This window comes from Microvirga flavescens (assembly GCF_003290125.1).
In the GTDB taxonomy this organism is placed as follows: domain Bacteria; phylum Pseudomonadota; class Alphaproteobacteria; order Rhizobiales; family Beijerinckiaceae; genus Microvirga; species Microvirga flavescens.
In genome coordinates, this window is the sequence record NZ_QMKH01000001.1 from 219,261 (window position 1) to 238,508 (window position 19,248).

A 19,248-nucleotide genomic window follows, 5' to 3' on the forward strand; every position below is an offset into this window, starting at 1 on the left:
ACCTACCCATCAGCATTCCACGGCCAAGCCACAATGCGGCCTTCGCGCGCATTGTACTACAGAGCTAAGCTCCCGAAGAGACCCGGCAAGCCTTTGCGACCTCAGCGCTTGCCGGATGCGACCACGAGAACCCAGTAGACCTTGTATTTCGAGTTCGGCGTGTAGGCCGTGGCGATGCCCATGCGGGTCGCGCGCGGATCGAGCAGAACGCGGTCATGCTGCGCGCTCTCACGCCATCCGGAGAACGCCTCCGCGAGGGTATGATACCCCGCCGAGAGATTGGCGGCGGGCGCGATGAAACCGGCTGCCGCAAGGCGCGCCTTCACTGCATCGGCGGAAGCGGGTTTGTCGCTGCCGGCCATCGCATCGGCCTCCGCTTCCGCGATGGCGGTCAATTCCGGATCGACGGTGAGAGCGCCAAGCCTCTTGTTGCGGCGGTACGAACTGAACATGTCCGCAGCGGTTGCCGAATCGATGACGGCATTCGCGCTCGCCATCGAGCGGTAGAAGCTCGGGACCTGATTTGCAGGGCGTGGGGCCGCGCAGGCGGAAAGCAGAAGCGCGACGATGACGGGGATGGAAAGGCGGGTCATCACGGGGCGTTGTCCTTGAGCATGGAAAGCGGATCCTCGCTCGGCGCGGGCTCGCTCTTCTTTTCGGGTTCCTCTTCCTCCGCAATAGCGGCGGGCGATGGGGCTGCAACCTCAGCTCCTGCCTTGCGTAGCGCACGGAAGATTTCGAAATAAAGGTCGCTCGCCACCCGGCCGGCGGTGTCGATTTCATCGACAAAGCAGACGAGGTCGAAGTCGATGGTGTTTTCCGTCACTTTCTTGAACAGCACGCGCGGGGCGGGCTCGCTCATCACCTCGCGGTGGGCGAGTGCGGCCTTGCGCATGATGTCGGCCACGAGATCGGGGTCCGTCGCGCGCGGCACAGGCACAGACACGAGAACGCGCCCCATGCGGTCGTTGCGCACACGGTTGCGCACGACGCCGGAAATGAGGTTGGAGTTCGGCACGATGAGCGTCGAGCGGTCGCCGGTCTGGATTTCAGTCGAGCGCACGTTGATGCGCCGCACATAGCCCTCGCCATCGCCGACGACCACGAGATCGCCGACGCGGATCGGACGTTCCCACAGAAGGATCAGGCCGGAGATGAAGTTGTTGACGATGGATTGCAGGCCGAAACCGATACCGACCGACAGCGCACCGGCAACGAGCGTCAAACGCTCCAGGCTGAGCCCCAGATAGGTGAAGCAGACGACGCCTGAGACGATGATGCCGACATAACCCGCCGCCGTGCGGATGGAGTTTCGCAGGCCAGAATCGAGATCCGTCGCCGGAAGGAAGGTGTTGTCGAGCCAACGCTGGATCAGCCGCGTCACGGTGAAACCGACGCCGAACAGAAGCGCGGCGATCAGCATCGAGGAGATCGAAATCGTCATGTCGCCGACACTGAAGCCGAAGAAGGCGGCGCGTACGGAGCCGAGAACATCCGTCGATTCGATGCCCCACGGCGCTAGCGCCAGCAGCAGCGCGAGCAGGATAAGGGCAAGACGCGCCGCTCCGGTCGCGAGAACGCCGATCTGCTCGATGGAGCGGCGGCGAAGGCCCGTGTTGGCCTGCAACGTCGTCGTGAACCTGCTGTCGCTGGTCAGCGAGCCGCCGATGAATTCATCCGCCAGCATGATGCCGAGAATGAGCAGCGCGACGAGGATGGAAATCCACATCACCTGATCGACGAGGAAGGAAGCGAGCGCCACATACCCTGAGATGACGCTGAAGATGACGGCGACATCGACAGCCCAGCCGAAGGTGCGCAACGGCCCGCTGACATCCACCTCGTTCGCCACATAAGGGCCGAGGCAATTCTCGTCGCTCGCATCTCGCGTCGCGAACCGGCGCAGCAGCTCCGCGAGAACCAACGCTGCAGCCAGCGCGAAGAGGGAACGCGTAAGAACCGTGATCGGCAGCACCGCCGCGATAGCCTGGTTGAAGGCTTCGAGAACCTTGCCCGTCACAATAACGGAGGCAAGCAACACGCCGAACCGCATGATCCGCGTCGCCGCGACGTTGCTCACCGTGATCAGCCGCCAGGCAGCGTGATCCGGCGAGAGAATGGCGTCGATCAAGGCGCGGACGAAGGCGACGAAGGCAAGGCCTTGAAGGAGCGCCGCGACGACCCGTTCGAGGCGCGGCGGAAAGAGGTCCGCGGAATCGAACGCGATCCACACAATCCAGCTTCCGGCAACCGCGGGCACGGCTCCGAGAACGAGCGTGACCACGGCGGCGAGGAGGCGGCTGCGGCGGCTCGGATCTTCGATCGCCGGATCGCGCCTTGAAAGACGCGGCGCGATGGAACGGCGCGCGCCGTAAAGCGCGACGGCGATGCCAATGGAAAGGCCGAGGAAGAAGAGCGTGGCGAAGGTCGCGTTGCGCTTGAAGTGCTCCAGCGTGTCAGTCACGGTGACACGCTGCACACGCAATTCGCGCGGGATCGCCTGCAGCACATCCATCCAGAGACTGGGACTCAACACGCCGTTGCCCTGCTCGAACAACGCACGAGTGAAGGAGGCGCGTCGCCGGTCGACGACCTGCGTTCCGATCTGATCGGCCTGCACGAGAAGAGCGCGTGCGAGGCGCTGGGTCTCATCGAGTTCGGCAACGGCAGCTTCGCGCTCGCTGCGGTCCTTCGCGACGTCAGCGCTTTCCTCGGGCTGACCCTCCTTCGGCTTCGGGCCAAGCTGCGTGAGGCGCGCACGGCTCGCTTCGAGCTTCGGGGCTTGCTCGTCGATGATCGCGCGGATCTTCGCGCTGAGGGGCTCAAGGGTGTCGCGCAAGGATTGCAGCTCGGTGCTCGAGAGCGGGCGACCCTGCAGGCTGGCTTCCTTCTGATCGAGATCGGCCTTGAAGCCATCGAGCTTGGCGCGGGCGGCCTTGGTCTCGTTCGACAGCGGAATGGCCGGTGTCTCGGGAGCCGGAGCGGCAACGGCAGGCGCGGCAGAGGCTGGCACAGCGGCAGCGGGGGCAGCCGGGGCCGCCACGGGAGCCTGCGGCGCAGGCTTGGCCGGCGCTTGCGGCTGAGCCTCCACGAGGCCGGAAAAGCCAAGGCTCAGGGCCACGGCCATGGCCAAAACGCGCCACTGCTTCGGATTTTTCATTCAATCGGCCTCTTCTCGATTCGCGCTATTTGCCCGCGAATCACTTTCGAAAACGTCACCATGGGGGCGGCAACGCGCAAGCGGATGCTGTTGGAGGGCGTTTTGCCCGAAAATCTTCCTCCGTGGAGGAAGGTCCGTTGTCCGGTCGAGCTTTAAGGGCGGGAGAAGATGGCTTTATTTTAACGCCACCGTCAGAGGAGCCTTCGACGAGGCTCTTATTTCTTCTCCAGCATCAGGGTTCCCTGCTTGCGAATGAAGCTCTTTGCCTTCTCGGCGATGAGCGAGAGTAACCAGGGCAATTGCACCTCGATCCGCACCTGATCCGGCATCACGTCCACAAGCCCTTCCACATACTGGCCCATAAGACCGAGGTGAAAGTTCATGCGGTCGCCGTTCCATTCGTGCTTGAGGGAGGCAATCGCCTCGCTGAATTCCGTCTCGAGCCGCGTCAGGCCGCTTTGCAGGCGGCGGGCGGCTTCATCCTTGCCGAGATTGTGCGGAATGGAGACGATCAGCGGCTTTGACATGGGCGTTTATGCTCACAGCATCTCCACCTTGAGCGCCCGCACGACGATGGCCTCCTGCTCGAACCGCCGTTCGAGCTCGGCGCGATAGTCTTCCCACCAGGTATGATCGATGTCGCGGGTCATGATTTCGAACACCGCCACATCGCCGTGGCCCGGATGCCCGTTTTCCCGCCGGGCTCCGTCGAGCCGCGCGCGGGTGAAGCTCGTCACACCGCCGAAGCGGCCGGCAAGCTCCGTGCGCACCCGGCCATAGGCCTCACCGGAAAAGCGATGGCCTGCAGGATCTGTCATGGGCAGCAGGATCTGGACCAGATGCATGCCAAGATCCTAGGGCGCGACACGGCGAAGGGGATACCGCCCCGCCGAAAGATCCGCGCCGCTGCAGGGCGCGTTACTTCAGGCCTTCAGCATCTCGGCATAAGGGCGGGATGAGGGCCGCGACACGCGCCAGGGACGCTCCGTGGAGCCTTGAAAGGCTTCCGACGCCCGCAGGCGGCGCGCAGAGCCGTCGTCCAGCACTTCATCGATCGTCACGAAGCCGAAAATGTTCAGCCGGGTCGCCATGGCCTTGGTCGCCCGGTCCTCCGCCGCGATGGGCAGGGAGCCGGCCATGTAGACCGCATCCATGAAGCTTTTCTGATCGCGCCGTGGAGAAGCCGACGAGCGCGCGCCCGGAAAGCGGATGACGTTCGTCTGCTGGAGAGATGTCGTTTCCATCTAAGCAACCCTTGGTCCCGAATCGAGACCAAGGATCGCCAGAAGACCTTAAGAAGCGCCTAATCCGCGAAACGGAAGGTTGAGGCGCCTCCCATTCTGTTTCTTCGCCTGCACACCTCCAAGCAAAGAGCGTTAGTCTTGAACCGTATCGACCCTGTGCAGGGACACATAGGCGGTGCCGGTCGCGGTCACGCCGAGGGCCTGCGCGGGCCCCCTCGCGAGATCGATGATCCGGCCCCGTATGAAGGGCCCGCGGTCGTTCACTCTCACGACGACGGATTGCCCGGTTTTTTCGTTCACCACCCGGACTCGCGTTCCGAAGGGCAAGGTACGATGTGCTGCCGTCATGGCGTTCGCGTTGAAGGATTCACCGCTGGCCGTGCGACGTCCGTGGAAGCCCGGGCCGTACCAGGACGCACCGCCCCGTTGTATTTCCGGACCGACCGGCTTTCTGATCGATCCCGTTACTTCAGCTGTCGTAGCGTTACAAGCAGCAACACTAAGGAACGCGACAAGAATAGGCGCGCGAACGAGGATGTTCTTCACAATTCATCTCCCCTATTACGTTGGCTTGGCCGGGGAAAATGTGGCGCAAAGAGGCGAGAATAAGACCCGCTAAGCTACTTTCTGCGTTGGAACGGTTCTTGCTTTATATGGCTAAGCTTGAGCAAAAGCCTAGTTTCTACCTGTGAAGGTTCGCAAGGGTACAATATTATATAGCTTTTACCTGTAACATACCGTAACGAAATGTTACTCGCACGGGTTGCGGAAACCGGAACAAAGCAACCCATACGCGGCTCCATGACGGGCCAGCGACATGCGAAAAGGAGCGCAAGGGGGACCCTGCGCTCCTTTGTAAAAGCGTTGCGATGCGGCTTTTAGGACTGTCAGCCCGGCGCGATCGTTAGGCCAAGCTTGTCGCGGCGCAGCCAGCGCCACAGCATGAGGGCGGCCACCACCGCCAGCCCCGCTGCGAGTCCGATCCAAATTCCGGCCCCCTTAAAACCAAGGCCGAACGCCAGAGCGACACCCAGCGGCAACCCGACGCCCCAATAGCCGAACCCGGCGTAGAACATCGGTACCTTGGTGTCCTGCAGCCCGCGCAGCATGCCCCCACCCACGGCCTGAGCGCCGTCCGCCAATTGGAAAAGCGCAGCGAAGACCAGGAAGGAGACAGCGAACTCCACCACAGGCGTGTTCTTCGGGTCGCTGAGATCGAGAAACGCGCCGATGAGCAGGTGCGGCACGAACAGCATCAGCGAGGCCGTGAAGACCATGAAGCCGACGCCGAGAGCAAAGGCGGTCCACCCCGCACGGGTAATGCCTGCCTCATCCTGCGCACCAAAGGCACGCCCGACGCGCACGGTCACAGCCTGCCCGAAACCGAAAGGCACCATGAAGCAGAACGAGGCGATCTGCAGGGCGATGGCGTGGGCGGCGAGTTCATTCGCTCCAATGCGGCCCATCAGCAGCGCCGCTGCGTTGAAGATCGTCACCTCGAACGCCACCGTCAGGCCGATGGGAACGCCGATGCGCCATAGCGTGCGATAACGCGGCCAATCGGCGCGCCAGAAGCGCCCGAAGAGGTGATAGCGCCGGAGCTTGCGATCGAACGAGATCACCAGCGCGAGCGCGACGAACATGAAGGTGCTGGAAAACACCGTGCCGAGCCCCGCGCCGATAAGACCGAAGTTCGGCAGGCCGAACTTGCCGAACATCAGGCAATAAGCCGCGCCGAGATTGAGCGGCACTGCAATGATGCCGATCACCAGCGCCCAGCCCGGTCGCTCCAGCGCGGCGAGGAAGGAGCGCAAGACCAGATAGAACAGGAAAGGCAGAAGGCTCCATTGCAGCGCGCGGACATAATCGCCCGCCGTTTTCGCGAGAACGGCCTCCTGTCCCATGGCGAGCAAGATGCGCTCCGCATTCCACGCCACACACCAGATCGGAATGGCCACCGTCACCGCGCACCACAGGCCCTGGCGCACCGTGCGGCGCACATCGCGCACGGAATGGCGCTTGCGCCCAAGCTCCTCCGCGATGAGCGGGGATGTCGCGCTCATCAGGCCGATGCCGAAGATCAGCACGGCGAAGTACAGATTGGTCCCCAGCGCGCCTGCTGCCAGCGCATCCGATCCGAGCCATCCCATCAGGATGACGTCGGACGTCATGAGGGCATTTTGCGCAACGTTCGTCAGAACCAGAGGCCAACTCAAGGAAAGGGTGGCTTTAAGTTCCGACAACCAAGCTTGGCGTTTATCGTTATTGTCTATCGTGGTCATGGTTTCGCGCTTCTAGCGCGAAACGTGGGAATAAAGCCACCCTCTTTGTCGGAAATGACAGCCGGCGGGTGTCAGGCCTGGAACAACGGCACGATCTTGCCGTCGTTCGGGCGCGGAAGATGGCGCTGGATCGCGGCGTCGAGATCGCCACTGACAATCGGCTTGTGCAGCAGCGTGAATTCGCTCCACTCTTCGGGAACGACCGTGTTGCCGGTCAACAGCACCACAGGCAGGTCCGGATGAGCCTGCCTGATTTCCCGCGCGAACGTCACGCCATCCATCGGGCCCGGCATGGTCACATCCGCGATGATGAGGTCCGGCTTGTTCCGGTTGAGCTTGGCCACGGCCTCATCGACGCCGGTGGCGATACGCACGGCATACCCGGATTCCTCGAGCATGCTCTGCAGCGCGAGCGCAACTTCCAGCTCGTCGTCGACGACGAGAATGTCCGCCGAAATCTTTCCATCGTCAGCAATCGCTTCGTCCGACCCGTCATGTGCGCCGATGCGCGCAGGCAGCTCTGCGCGAGGCAGGTACAGGAAGGCGGAGATCGAACCTTCGACGAGTTGCCCGATCTCGACCGCGCCGCCGCTTTCGCGCACGAAGGCAAGCACCTGATCGAGCCCCGGATCGCCCGACGCATCATGCGCTTCGAACGACATCAACAGAGGATCGACGATGCCCCCCGCATCTTCCACCGGCAGGCTCGGCTGCGTGCCGTGGATCGTGACCTGCACGCAGTCGCCGAACAGGTCGGCATTGGCCAGAGCGCCCCTTTCGAGAGACCTGTTCGCGGCCTCGATGGTAACTGTCGCGCCATTGGGCATCGCATCGCGGATATAAACGCCGAGATGCACGATGGTCGCCTCCAGCTCCTGCGGATCGACCCGCACCGGCCAGAGCTTGTCGACCATCGAACACCGCACATCGACGCCGCTGCTACGGAACGAGCGTCCGAGCAGCATAGCGACGGAGCCGATCTGCTTCGCCACATCCACGTACTGCACTTCCGGGTCGTTGCGCCGCGTGAAGGTCAGAACCTTAGAGATCAATGCGGCGGCCTGATCGGAAGCGACGAGAGCGGAGAGCAGTTTTCTCTGCAGCGTCGGCTGATCCTTGATCTGCTTGGCGACAGCATCCACGTTCGCGCTGATGATCATCAGCTTGTTGTTCAGATCGTGCGCGACGCCGCCGCGCAGACGATTGACCGCATCGAGCTTCTGCACGACGCGCATGCGCTCGATTTTCTCATCGGTGTCCCGATTTTGCTTCGCCGGCCCGGTGAGCGAGGAACGCCAACCCGCAACGCCGATGTGAGACACGGCGTGAGCGCGCTCCGGCCAGGGAGACTCGACGGGCGGCTGGGGCTTCTCCTCCCCCGAGGCGGCAACGGAGTCACCGGCCTGCCCTCTGGCGGACACCTGCGCCACAATCGCGGCGAGAAGGAACACGGCAGCGCTCGCCGCCGCCAGGAAATACTCGCCCTTCACGAAAGCGAAACCGGCGACCACAAGCCCCCCAAGGATCAGCACGCAGCTGGAGGCCGCGAAAGAGGTCTTGAGAGAATGAGGCTGTCGGCTCATCAGTTACCGTTCGAGCAAAGGCATTGACGTGGCAGGCCCCGGACGCCAAGAGCTATCCGGCACCAAGGAGCCCCTTGGTCTGGCATCGCGCAGGACGTCATGGCCCCGGCGCTAACCTTTCCGTAGGAGTTCGTTTTGCGAATTTGCCCTGCATTGAACCTGACGAGCCTCTTTCGGACCCTGGGCCTTCTCGTGGTCGTGTCTTCAGCCCCGGCCGCGCGCGCGCAAGATAATTTAGAGCATCGCATTGATGACCTTTTATCGCGCATGACGCTCGAAGAGAAGGTGGGACAGCTCAATCTTATCTCCCACGGACCTCCGCTTAATTGGGATAATATTGCAAAAGGCGGCATCGGCGCATTTCTCAACTTCAACAGTGCTGAGGAAATCGCACGGGCGCAAAGGCTCGCGCGGGAATCGCGCCTGAAGATCCCGGCCATCTTCGGCCTCGACATCCTGCATGGCTTCAGGACCCAATTTCCCGTTCCGCTTGGAGAAGCGGCTTCTTTCAATCCTGAGTTGTCAAGGCTTGCGTCTGTCTGGGCCGCGCGGGAGGCCTCTCATGTCGGCTTGCAATGGACCTTCGCGCCGATGGCGGATCTTTCGCGGGATAGCCGCTGGGGCCGCATCGTCGAAGGCTTCGGGGAAGACCCATATCTCGGCGCGGTCCTGACAGCCGCTCGCGTCAAAGGCTTTCATGAGGGCGGGCTCGCCACGACGGTCAAGCATTTCGCGGGCTATGGCGCGCCGCAGGGTGGGCGCGACTATGACACCACCTTCATCCCGCGCGCCGAGATGTACGACATCTATCTGCCGTCCTTCCGCGCCGCCGTGGAGGCGGGAACGGAAAGCGTGATGGCGGCCTTCAACGCTCTCAACGGCTCGCCCGCCACGGCGAGTGGCTGGCTTCAGACCGACGTGTTGCGCCGGCAATGGGGCTTTCGCGGTTTCGTGACCTCGGATTGGAGCGGCATCGCCGAACTCGTTGGCCATGGCATCGCGGCGGATGGCGCGGAGGCCGCGCGCAAGGCCATTCTCGCGGGCGTCGATATGGACATGATGGGCGAACTCTACGTCTCGCACCTACCCACGGAAGTGCGCGCGGGCCGCGTGCCGGAGGCGGTGGTGAACGAGGCGGTGCGGCGCGTGCTGCGCACGAAGATGCGGCTCGGCCTGTTCGACCGCCCGGACGCTGACCCGAGCCACACGGACGCCGCCTTCCCCTCTCTGGAATCGCGCAAGGCCGCCCGCGACGTCGCGGCGGAAACGCTCGTTCTCCTCAAGAACCGCAATGAGACATTGCCGGTCGGCGCCGGCATCCGCTCCATCGCCGTCGTCGGCCCCCTCGCCAATGCGCCGCGCGATCAGCTCGGCCCTCACGCCGCCCGAGGCCACGCGCAGGACAGTGTCAGCCTTCTCGACGGCATCCGCACCCGCGCCGCCAAAGCGGGCGTGGAGGTTCGCCACGCTCCCACCTGCGATCTCTTCTGCCGGACCATTGACCACCTTCCCGAGGCGCTCGAGGCGGCCCGCGCGTCCGATCTCGTCATCGCGGTCTTCGGCGAGCCGCAGGACCTCTCTGGCGAAGCCGCCTCCCGCACGCGCATGGCCCTCACCGGCAAGCAGGAGGACGCGCTGAAGGCTCTCATCGCCACAGGCAAGCCCGTTGTGCTGGTGCTGGTCGCGGGCCGCCCGCTTGAACTCAACTCGCTGGCTGAAAATCTCTCCGCGATCCTCATGGCCTGGTATCCGGGCACGGAAGGCGGCACGGCGGTGGCCGACGCGCTTTTCGGCGACGTAAACCCGAGCGGAAAGCTCCCCCTGAGCTGGCCGCGCGCGGGCGGGCAATTGCCGCTCTACTACAACCGGTTGCCAACGGGCCGCCCACCTCTGCCCAACAACCGCTTCACGCTCAGCTATCTCGACGAGGAGATCACGCCGCTCTTCCCGTTCGGCTGGGGCCTCGGCTACAGCAACTTCACCTATTCCAATGCGCACATCGCCAACGCGCGCCTGACCGCCGATGAAACGCTGGAAGTCAGCGTGACCGTGACGAACACCGGCCACCGCGCCGGCAAGGAAGTGGTGCAGCTTTACATGCGCGACCCCGTGGCGAGCCGCAGCCGTCCTTTGCGAGAATTGAAGTCTTTCGAGAAAGTCTCGCTCGAAGCCGGCGAAAGCCGACGCGTCACGCTGCATGTCCCCGTCGACCGCCTCGGCTTCCATCTCGATGACGGAACCTACCTCATCGAACGCGGCGCCATTCAAGTCTTCGTGGGCGGTAGCTCGCTCGCGGAAAAAATCGGCGAGATCGACATCACGAACGAGACTCGCCGCGCCCCGTTGCTCGGCGAGTAACCAAGGAGGCGATATTTCCCTGAACGGGATCGAAGCCGCCTCTGGTCCACCTCATCGGAAAGGATCACCGAAGGATCCATCGCCAGCGTTCGGGCAATCGCAATCCGCTGTTTCTGCCCGCCCGACAGCATTCCCGACATCACATCGGCTTTATCTGAAGGACTGACCAGTTGGAGCAGCTCGCGGGCCCGCGCCTCGGCCTGATCGCACGGCACGTTCTTGACGCGTATCGCGAGCATGATGTTCTCGATCGACGTCAGGTGCGAAAACAGGTTGAAGAACTGAAAAGACGAAGCGGATCGGATCTCGCTAAGCTTTCGCGCATCCGACGCGCGCAAAGATAATAAGCCGAAGGTGCGCCGGCGCACCCTGCGCTGATCCGGGCGCAAAAAAAGCTAGTTGTTCACCAAGAGCCAACGCAAGGGAAGGTGTGCGAGTCTGCTCCGACAAAACTGGAGACGCTCAGAGTGACGAAAATCATATCCTCCGTCCAACCAACTCAAACCGACAGCCAGGCCCACGCATTGGAGGTCGCAGGAGGCGAAGTCGTTGTTGTCGAACGGCTAGGATCGCTTTCAGCGAACGGGTCTCTTGCAAACGGTATTAAGAGTGCGGGCAGCCTTTCGGCCGTTATTTTCGGAAGTGTCTCTGGCGGGCAATACGGGCTTTACTCACCAGCAGGTCCTGGCTCGATCCATATCGGCGCAGGCGGTGTCCTTTTCGGATCCTCTGCAGCCATTAAAATTCTGTCCGGATCGTTCGGTGATCGAACCCATAAAATCACCAACGATGGGAGCATTGAAGGATGGAACAATGGCATCGATATCACTGGCGACATTATCTTCAGCAATAGCGGGAGTGTATATGCGCACGTTGGAACGGCCGTAAGACTGGCTTCGACGGAAGAAGACTCGCTCATTTTCGCTTCAAATGCGGGAATCATATCAGGGGCCATCGATATTTCGGGCGTTTATTCGAAGTTTACAAACACCGGCACGATCAATGGCGAGGTACGGCTTGGAGACGGTAGCAATATCTTTGACAGCCGCTCCGGAACGCTTACCAATTTTCGGATATTCCTTGGAAACGGCAAAAACGAAATTTGGACAACTGACGCTGACGAACAGTTCATTATCAATCTCGGTGACGACTTCATCAATGCAGCCGGTGGCATCGATACCGCAAGTCTCTACGCAGGGACGAACGATGTTCGATTGGATCTGCGGGAAATCGGCCCACAACAGACCGGCATCGGAACAAAAACATTAATCGGCTTTGAAAACGTGTCCGTTTCTACGACGGGCAACAGCGCCATTTTTGGTACAGATCAGGCGAATTGGCTCCAGCTCACTAACGCTGTCGGTCAAAATAAAATTGATGCAGGGTTTGGGAGTGACACAATTATTGGTGCATCCAGCAGTGATACTTTGATGTTCTCGAGCTCTGTTAGTGCGCGGGCAGATCTGACAAGGCAGGGCCAAGGGCAGGACACCGGCTACGGCATTGATGTATTTTACCGTATCGACAACTTGGAGGGCGGTTCCGGCGCGGACTGGTTTCGTGGCGATGGCGGGGCCAATCGGCTCACTGGGAACGGTGGCAACGACACCCTCATCGGTGGCGAGGGTGATGACACGCTCGACGGGGGTACCGGCGTCAACACGGCCGCGTTTTCAGGATCCCCGAACCAATCGACTGTGACCAACAACGGTGATGGCACCTGGACCGTGACCGGTCCCGATGGCGCCGATCTACTGCGTGACATTCGCCTGCTGCAGTTCTCGGATACCACCGTCGCGCTATGGAATGCCGCCCCCACGGCATTGGGGCTCTCGACGAATGTGGTTCCGGAGGATGCGCTGTCCGACACGATCGTAGCGCGCCTGTCAGCCTTCGATGCCGATGGTGATGCGCTGACCTACAGCCTCGTCTCCGACGGCCCGTTCCGCCTCGACGGCAACAGCCTCGTTCTCACCGGTTCCCTCGACTACGAGACCCGCTCCAGCCACAACCTGACCGTGGTGGCCGAAGATGCCTACGGCGGGCAGGTTTCTCGGAGCTTTACGATCGAGGTTGGCAATGTGGTGGAGACGACAGCCTTCACGCTGATTGGCGCCGCTGGCGCCGACAACTTGCAGGGTGAGGCGGGTAACGACGTCCTCCGGGGGCTGGGCGGCAATGACACGCTTCTTGGTGAGGCCGGCAATGACAAACTCTTTGGCGGAGCGGGCCACGATACGCTCACCGGAGGCTCAGGCCAGGACGTGTTCGTGTTCGATACCAAGGCGGACCGGCGCACCAATATCGATCGGATCACGGATTTCTCTGTGGCCGATGATACAATCCAGCTGACCAAGAGCGTGTTCACCAAGCTGTCGAAGAAGGGCGTGCTGAAGGCGGGCGAATTCTATGTCGGCACGAAGGCGCAGGATGACTCGGATCACATCATCTACAACAAGAAAACCGGCGCGCTCTACTACGACGCCGATGGCACTGGTTCATCCGCTCAGATCCAGATCGCGGTGCTCTCCAAAAATCTCAAGCTCACCTACAAGGATTTCTTTGTCATCTAGACGAGGACACCGGCTTCGTTGCCTGGGAAGGAGAGACTTCGAATCTCTCAAACCTTAAAGGCGGAGAGTTAGTTGAGAACTCATGTTTAAGCGCCGAACAATCAGCGCTTTTCCCACCTCGTAACCGCCCGGCAACCGCGCCTCGCGGCCACGCCTAGCAGACGCAGCCTCAGAGGCTCCGGTTCCCCATGAGCCTTGCCAAGTCTGTCAAACCACGAAGAAGTCCCTGTAGGTCATCTTGAGGTTCTTGGAGAGGGTTGCGATCTGGATCTGGGCCTGCGCTCCGGATCCGTCCGCATCGTAGGACAGCGCCCCCGTCTTCTTGTCGTAGAGGATCCGGTCGTCGTGATCGTGCGCCTTCGCGCCGGCATGGAACTCGCCCGCCTTCAGCACGCCCTTCTTGGCCAGCTTGGTGAACGCGCTCCTGGCGAGATGGATCGTGTCGTCCTTGACGCTGAAGTCGGTGATCGTGTCCTGGTTGGCCCTGTTCGCGCTCGATGACTTCGAGAGCCTGGTGTCGAACACGAACACGTCCTGGCCGACGCCGCCCGTGAGCGTGTCCCTGCCCGCCCCGCCATAGAGCATGTCGTTACCCGCCTCACCCAGAAGCACATCGTTGCCGGAAAGACCCTTGAGCATGTCGTTGCCGGCCTCGCCCTCGAGTCGGTCGTCGCCAGCCGTGCCGGTGAGGATGAACGGGGTCATCTCGACCACGTCTGCGACCTCAATCGTGAAGGACTGGCTGGTCTGGCCGCCATAGGCGTCCTTAGCCACGACGGTGAGGCTGTGGCTGGCCGTAGTCTCGAAGTCGAGGGCACCGGTGAGGACGAGGTTGTTGCCGTCGATCCGGAATGGCCCGTCGGAGACGAGGCTGTAGCTGAGGGCGTCGCCGTCGGCATCGCTCGCCGATAGACTTGCCACGATGCCGGCGAGCGCATCCTCGGCCACGACGGTCGTGGACAGGCCAAGGGATGTGGGAGCCGTGTTCCACAGGGCCACTGTCGTGTTGGTGAACTGCAGCAGGCGGATGTCGCGCATCAAATCGATGCCGTCGGGACCTGTGACAGTAAATGTGCCGTCACCGTTGTTGGTCACGCTCGATTGATCGGCCGAGCCGGAGAATACGGCAGTGTTGGTGCCGGTACCGCCCTCGAGCGTGTCGTTGCCCGCGCCGCCGTCGAGGGTGTCGTTGCCGCCATTCCCGGTGAGCACGTTGGCCTTGTCATCACCGCGGAACCAATCCGCGCCAGAGCCGCCCTCCAGGTTCTCGATGCTGTAGAGCGTGTCGAGGCCGTAGTTGGTGTTCTGCGCTTGTCCCTGCTTGGTCAGGTCGACACGGGCACCGACAGCGTCGGAGAACAGGGCGGTGTCCAACCCGTCCCCACCATCCAGCGTATCGTCACCATACCAGCCGTCCAGCGTGTCAGCACCGGCGCCGGAGGAGATCATATTTGACGTCTCGTTGCCGGTGAGTTTGTCAGCAGATCCGAACGACTGAATATTCTCGAAATTTAGTATCGTGCTTTTTCCATAGGCCGTGTTTTGACTTGTTGTGATCCTGAGATCTAACGTTGTCTCAGTCTGGCTGCCCCACCATTCAAAGCCAAGTTGGATGGTATCCTGTCCGCCGTTCCCGTTCACGTAGCTGGTGCCGTAAGAGACGTTGACGGTCTCTGACTGTGCCCCACCATAAATCGTGTCATAACCACTGCAAGCGATCACACCTTCCACGCTTCCATTGCGACCATCATAAAAATTTTGCCCGCCCGCCATCACCACGCGCCCGCGTATGACGCCATCGTTAATCACTGTGTCATCTGCCGGCGAGCCAAAATACGCCTCCGAATTGGCCGAGCCCGCGTTATAGACTTCGAGTGTCCCCCGGTTCCAAAATTTGTTGGGGCGATCGAAAGCGCCCTCGTTCCGGATATGAATTCCACGTTCACCTATAATCCGCCCATAATTCGTAATGGTGTTTCCTGGCCCATACAGATGAATTGCGGTGGAGCCGGCTTCGATAATGCCGTAGTTGATCACAGAGTTGTCAGGAGTCGTTGGCCCACCCATAGCAATGGCATCGCCAAACGCATGAAGGACACTGGTCTCACCAAGGCGAATAGAATTTCCACCCTTTTCTAGGGTGATTCCGCCGCCGCCAATGATGTTGCCATATGAGTGCAGTTCTACGCCGCCGGCAGCGCTAAAAACTCCGACACCGTTTTCAGCCGCGACTGTTATGCCAGAGCCGATAAAAGCAAATCCGCCGTAATTTAATGTGACGGCATTTTCGACGCCAGTTTTGATGACAGATGTGCTGATGACGGTCATATAGCCCTCTCCGGTATAGGAGGGCCACATGCCACGCCTTCCGCTGCGGCGTCTCTCGTTAAGTAACTAGTTTTATTGCGGCCGTATCGGCGCAGGTGCGACGGCGCACCCTGCCCATTCGTTCCCGATTATCTCCTGCCGGAGGTGCAGTTCTAACGCGGCGGGAATTGGAATGGTGGGCAGGTTTCGGCAGATCGCTCAGTCCCACGACACAAAAGAAACCGCGCCTCGTCGCCACCCGGCGCGCAACCTCAAAACCCTTGGCGATCCCGGGAAGACTCGAACTTCCGACCTTCGGTTTAGGAAACCGCTGCTCTGTCCTGCTGAGCTACGGGACCGCGTGAGCGGGATGAGTAAACACAAAAGCCGCCCCGGTAAATGGGGGACGCCGCCGCGCCTGTGATGAACCGGGCCCGAATGCAGCGTTGAAATGGGGCGGCGCCTTCAGATAGCCTGCGGGCGATGATGCGCGGAATTCTCATGGGCTTTGCCGTGGCTTTGAGCCTTGGCCCGACCGGTGCGCGGGGGCTGCCCGCCGCTGCTCCCGCCTGTCAGGGGGAGGAGCGGGCGGATGTGGTCTCCGGTCTTTCGCGGCACGGTGATCTCCAGCTTTCCTCCGGCGCGCTCGTGCGCCTGCCGGGCATCCGGCTGCCAGATGAGGCTTCCTTGCGCGAGAGCGCGCTGGCGTGGCTGCGGGAGCGTATTGGACAGCCGGTGATCGTGCGCGCCCTTGGAGACAGCGACCGGTGGGCGCGCGTTCCCGCCGCGATCGCCCTCACCCGAGGCGGCGACCCGCCGTCCGACTTGTCGCAGGGGCTCGTCGCGGCGGGGCTCGCCCTCACGGAACCCGGCGGCGCGACGCCCTTTTGCCAGCCCCAGCTTCTTGCCCTCGAAAAAGCCGCCCGCGAGCGCGGTCTTGGTCTCTGGGCCGGAGACCGCTATAAGCCGGTGGACGCGCTGGAAATAGAACGCCTGCGCGAAAAAACAGGCACTTTCGTCCTCGTGGAAGGGCGGGTTAGAAGTGTTGGCGAGCGGCAGCAGCAAACCTATCTCAATTTCGGAGGAACCTGGACCGAGGATTTCACTATCATCATCCCGAAGAAGGTCTGGGCTTCGATGGCCGAGGCCGGACTGACGGCAAAAGCCTTGAAGGGAAGCCGGATTCGGGCGAGAGGCATCCTGGAGGACTGGCAGGGCACTGCGCTGACCGTCTCCACGCCAGAAACCATCGAGTTGATCACGGACGAAGGCCCACGATACTGAACGGCATGAACGGAACGCGGCGCATCAAGATCGGTCTGACCCTCGGGCTCCTGCTGACGACAGCGGGGCTTGCCGGTTGCTCCACATCCAACAGCGCCTCCACCATTTCCCTGCCCCCGACCGCACCGCGCACCGTGGCTGAAAGCCAAGCCGACCGGGATCACGCCAAGCTTGTCGAGGCCTTCGGCGGCGAAATCCGATCCCCGGCGGCCCACCAGCTTCTGACTGACATCGTGAACCGCCTGGTCCAGGCCTCGGACCGGCCGAGCGAGACCTTTCAGGTCACTATTCTCAATTCCCCCGTGGCCAACGCCTTCGCGCTGCCGAGCGGCAGGCTCTACGTGACCCGCGGGCTTCTGGCGCTCGCCAACGACACCTCCGAGATCGCGGCGGTGCTCTCGCACGAGATTGCCCACGTCACCTTGCGCCACGCCTCCCAGCGCAACGAATTGCAGGCGCGCTCGTCCCTCATCACCCGCGTTACCGAGAACGTGCTGAACAACGCCGCCGAGGCTGCTGTGGTGCGCGACCAGTCCCGCATGACGCTGGCGAGCTTCTCCCGCGCGCAGGAACTGGAAGCCGATCAGGCGGGCGTGAAGGTTCTCGCCCGTGCCGGCTTCGACCCATTCGGCGCGCCGCGGCTTCTCACCGCGCTTGGCCGCTCGGCCACCAATGCCGATGCGGGACGCGGCAATGGCACGGAACTCGGCTCCACTCATCCGGCAACGTCCGAGCGGATCTCTCAGGCCCAGCAGGCCGCGCGGCGTGCGAGCGCGCCCGGCATCGGCGAGGCGGACAAGGCGCGCTATCTCGCCGCCATCGACGGGCTCGCCTATGGGGACGACCCGGCGGATGGCGTGGTGCGCGGGCGCGCCTTCATCCATGCCCGCCTCGGCGTCTCATTCGAGGCTCCCATCGGCTTCACCCTGGAAAACACCTCGCAGGCGGTCCTCGGTGCCTCAGTGGACGGGGCGCGCCGCCTTCTCTTCGATGCCGCCGAGACGCCGAACGGCCAGAGTCTGGAAGAGGTTCTGCGCTCCACCTGGAGCGACAGTATCGAGCCCGGCAGCATGGAAACCGCCACCATCAACGGGCTCCCCGTGGCGACCGCGCTCTCACGCGGCAAGGAGTGGAATTTCCGCCTCTCCGCCATTCGGATCGGCACCACCACCTACCGCCTCATCATGGCGGCGAAAGCTGGCTCGGGAGATCTCGACGGCACGTTCCGGCAGACCCTCGCCACCGTGCGCCACGTCCAGGCTGACGAGGCGCGCAGCGTGCAGCCGTTCCACCTCAAGGTCATCACGGCTAGGGATGGGGACACGGCTGAAACGCTCTCGGCCCGCATGCCCGTGAGCGAGCGTCCGCTCGAGCGATTCACCCTGCTCAACGGCCTCGACCGGAGCGGACCGCTGAAGGGCGGCGAGAGCTACAAGATCGTGGTGGATTAGCGGGCTTCAGCGAAGCCCGCTTTATTGTCAGACGAAAGCGCCGTGCGCCATCGGGTGCTTTTCGAGGAGCGCGCGTTTGAGCTTCTCCAAGGCGCGGTTCTCGATCTGGCGGACGCGCTCCTTCGAGATCCCGAGCCTATCGCCAAGGAATTCCAGCGTCACCTGCTCGTCATCGAGACGCCGCGCCTGAAGGATGCGCAGCTCACGCTCGTTGAGGACCTTCAGCGCTTGCCGCAGCCAGCGCACGCGGCGCTCGCCGTCGATGACCTCGCCGACGCTCTCGTCAGGGAGCGGGCTCGTATCGACAAGGAACTCCATCCGCTCGGCGGAATTACCGGGATCGACATCGAGAACCGGGGCGTTGAGCGAAGCGTCCGGCGCGGACAAGCGCGCGTCCATCAAGGCGACATCGGCGGTTGAAACGCCGATAGCCTCGGCGATCTTCACATGCACTTCGGCGGAGATGCGCTCGTCGCCGTTGCGGGTGAGGCGCGCACGCAGGCGGCGGAGGTTGAAGAAAAGGGCCTTTTGCGCGGAGCTCGTTCCGCCCCGGACGATGGACCAGTTCCTGAGGATGTAGTCCTGCACCGAAGCCCTGATCCACCAGGTGGCGTAGGTCGAGAAGCGCACCTCGCGTTCCGGCTCGAACCGGGCGGCGGCTTCCAGAAGCCCGACATGCCCTTCTTGCACGAGATCGGCCATCGGCAAACCGTAATGGCGGAAGCGGGCGGCAACGGCGATGACCAGCCGCATATGGGCGGAAGTCAGTTGGTGGAGCGCATTCTCGTCGCGCTCCTCCTTCCAGCGGACCGCCAGAAGATGCTCTTCCTCGCGTTCGAGGAACGGAGCGTTCATGGCGGCACGGACAAACTTGCGACGAACCCCTGAGATTTCTCCCATCCTCGTCCTCCCTTGCGCAGGAGGGAAACGAGCGAGACGGGAAAAAGTTCAGTCCAAAACCGTCAAGGTCGAGAAAAGTAGAATCGAACGGCCGAAAGGCAAGCTT

At 62.3% G+C, this 19,248-nt stretch carries 15 protein-coding genes and 1 tRNA gene; 4 read left to right on the plus strand and 12 right to left on the minus strand.

Annotated features, from left to right (window positions below; translation table 11 throughout):
- Positions 1 to 101: 101 nt before the first annotated feature.
- The 8 genes from DQW91_RS00960 to DQW91_RS00995 form a co-directional block, all read right to left on the minus strand.
- Positions 102 to 593 (minus strand): CAP domain-containing protein, encoded by a 492-nt coding sequence (locus DQW91_RS00960; protein WP_112661718.1) that lies wholly within the window; start codon positions 591 to 593, stop codon positions 102 to 104.
- Positions 593 to 3,160: a DUF3772 domain-containing protein gene (locus DQW91_RS00965; RefSeq protein ID WP_245410855.1), complete on the minus strand. Its 2,568-nt coding sequence runs from the start codon at positions 3,158 to 3,160 to the stop codon at positions 593 to 595. The genes DQW91_RS00960 and DQW91_RS00965 overlap by 1 nt, the downstream gene beginning before the upstream one ends.
- Positions 3,161 to 3,375: 215 nt before the next feature.
- Positions 3,376 to 3,687, minus strand: coding sequence for a polyhydroxyalkanoic acid system family protein (locus tag DQW91_RS00970; protein WP_112661719.1), 312 nt, complete (start codon positions 3,685 to 3,687; stop codon positions 3,376 to 3,378).
- A 12-nt stretch (positions 3,688 to 3,699) separates the two neighbouring features.
- The gene (locus tag DQW91_RS00975; RefSeq protein ID WP_112661720.1) at positions 3,700 to 4,005 is read right to left on the minus strand and encodes a hypothetical protein; all 306 of its coding nucleotides are present in this window, start codon (positions 4,003 to 4,005) and stop codon (positions 3,700 to 3,702) included.
- 78 nt (positions 4,006 to 4,083) lie between these two features.
- Entirely contained in the window at positions 4,084 to 4,404 is a 321-nt protein-coding gene (locus DQW91_RS00980; RefSeq protein ID WP_112661721.1) for a hypothetical protein, read from the minus strand.
- Between the two features lie 132 nt (positions 4,405 to 4,536).
- The gene (locus DQW91_RS00985; protein WP_112661722.1) at positions 4,537 to 4,950 is read right to left on the minus strand and encodes a septal ring lytic transglycosylase RlpA family protein; all 414 of its coding nucleotides are present in this window, start codon (positions 4,948 to 4,950) and stop codon (positions 4,537 to 4,539) included.
- Between the two features lie 341 nt (positions 4,951 to 5,291).
- Complete coding sequence (locus DQW91_RS00990) at positions 5,292 to 6,686, minus strand: MATE family efflux transporter (RefSeq protein ID WP_112661723.1); 1,395 nt, start codon at positions 6,684 to 6,686, stop codon at positions 5,292 to 5,294.
- Between the two features lie 71 nt (positions 6,687 to 6,757).
- Positions 6,758 to 8,269 carry a response regulator gene (locus DQW91_RS00995; protein WP_112661724.1) on the minus strand — a complete coding sequence of 504 codons (1,512 nt, stop codon included), beginning with the start codon at positions 8,267 to 8,269 and terminating at the stop codon, positions 6,758 to 6,760.
- A 267-nt stretch (positions 8,270 to 8,536) separates the two neighbouring features.
- Between DQW91_RS00995 and DQW91_RS01000 the strand changes: the two genes are divergently transcribed.
- Complete coding sequence (locus tag DQW91_RS01000; protein ID WP_245410856.1) at positions 8,537 to 10,627, plus strand: glycoside hydrolase family 3 N-terminal domain-containing protein; 2,091 nt, start codon at positions 8,537 to 8,539, stop codon at positions 10,625 to 10,627.
- Here the strand turns inward: DQW91_RS01000 and DQW91_RS01005 are convergent.
- Positions 10,534 to 10,995 (minus strand): ATP-binding cassette domain-containing protein, encoded by a 462-nt coding sequence (locus tag DQW91_RS01005; RefSeq protein WP_198411740.1) that lies wholly within the window; start codon positions 10,993 to 10,995, stop codon positions 10,534 to 10,536. The two genes, DQW91_RS01000 and DQW91_RS01005, sit on opposite strands and share 94 nt — an antisense overlap.
- A 99-nt stretch (positions 10,996 to 11,094) precedes the next feature.
- Here DQW91_RS01005 and DQW91_RS17165 point away from each other — a divergent pair, with 99 nt between their 5' ends.
- Positions 11,095 to 13,200 (plus strand): cadherin domain-containing protein, encoded by a 2,106-nt coding sequence (locus DQW91_RS17165; RefSeq protein WP_157961292.1) that lies wholly within the window; start codon positions 11,095 to 11,097, stop codon positions 13,198 to 13,200.
- 207 nt (positions 13,201 to 13,407) lie between these two features.
- Here DQW91_RS17165 and DQW91_RS16805 read toward each other — a convergent pair whose 3' ends face one another.
- Positions 13,408 to 15,558, minus strand: a complete 2,151-nt coding sequence (locus DQW91_RS16805; RefSeq protein WP_112661727.1) for a hypothetical protein — start codon at positions 15,556 to 15,558, stop codon at positions 13,408 to 13,410.
- A gap of 231 nt (positions 15,559 to 15,789) precedes the next feature.
- Positions 15,790 to 15,866, minus strand: a tRNA-Arg gene (locus DQW91_RS01020).
- Positions 15,867 to 15,990: 124 nt separating this feature from the next.
- Between DQW91_RS01020 and DQW91_RS01025 the strand changes: the two genes are divergently transcribed.
- A complete protein-coding gene (locus DQW91_RS01025) occupies positions 15,991 to 16,791 on the plus strand; it encodes a thermonuclease family protein (RefSeq protein ID WP_112661728.1) in 801 nt (266 codons plus the stop codon).
- Positions 16,792 to 16,796: 5 nt separating this feature from the next.
- Positions 16,797 to 18,242, plus strand: a complete 1,446-nt coding sequence (locus DQW91_RS01030) for a M48 family metalloprotease (protein WP_112661729.1) — start codon at positions 16,797 to 16,799, stop codon at positions 18,240 to 18,242.
- A gap of 27 nt (positions 18,243 to 18,269) precedes the next feature.
- On the opposite strand, the gene DQW91_RS01035 is transcribed toward DQW91_RS01030, so the two are convergent.
- Complete coding sequence (locus DQW91_RS01035) at positions 18,270 to 19,142, minus strand: RNA polymerase factor sigma-32 (protein ID WP_112661730.1); 873 nt, start codon at positions 19,140 to 19,142, stop codon at positions 18,270 to 18,272.
- Positions 19,143 to 19,248 lie beyond the last annotated feature (106 nt).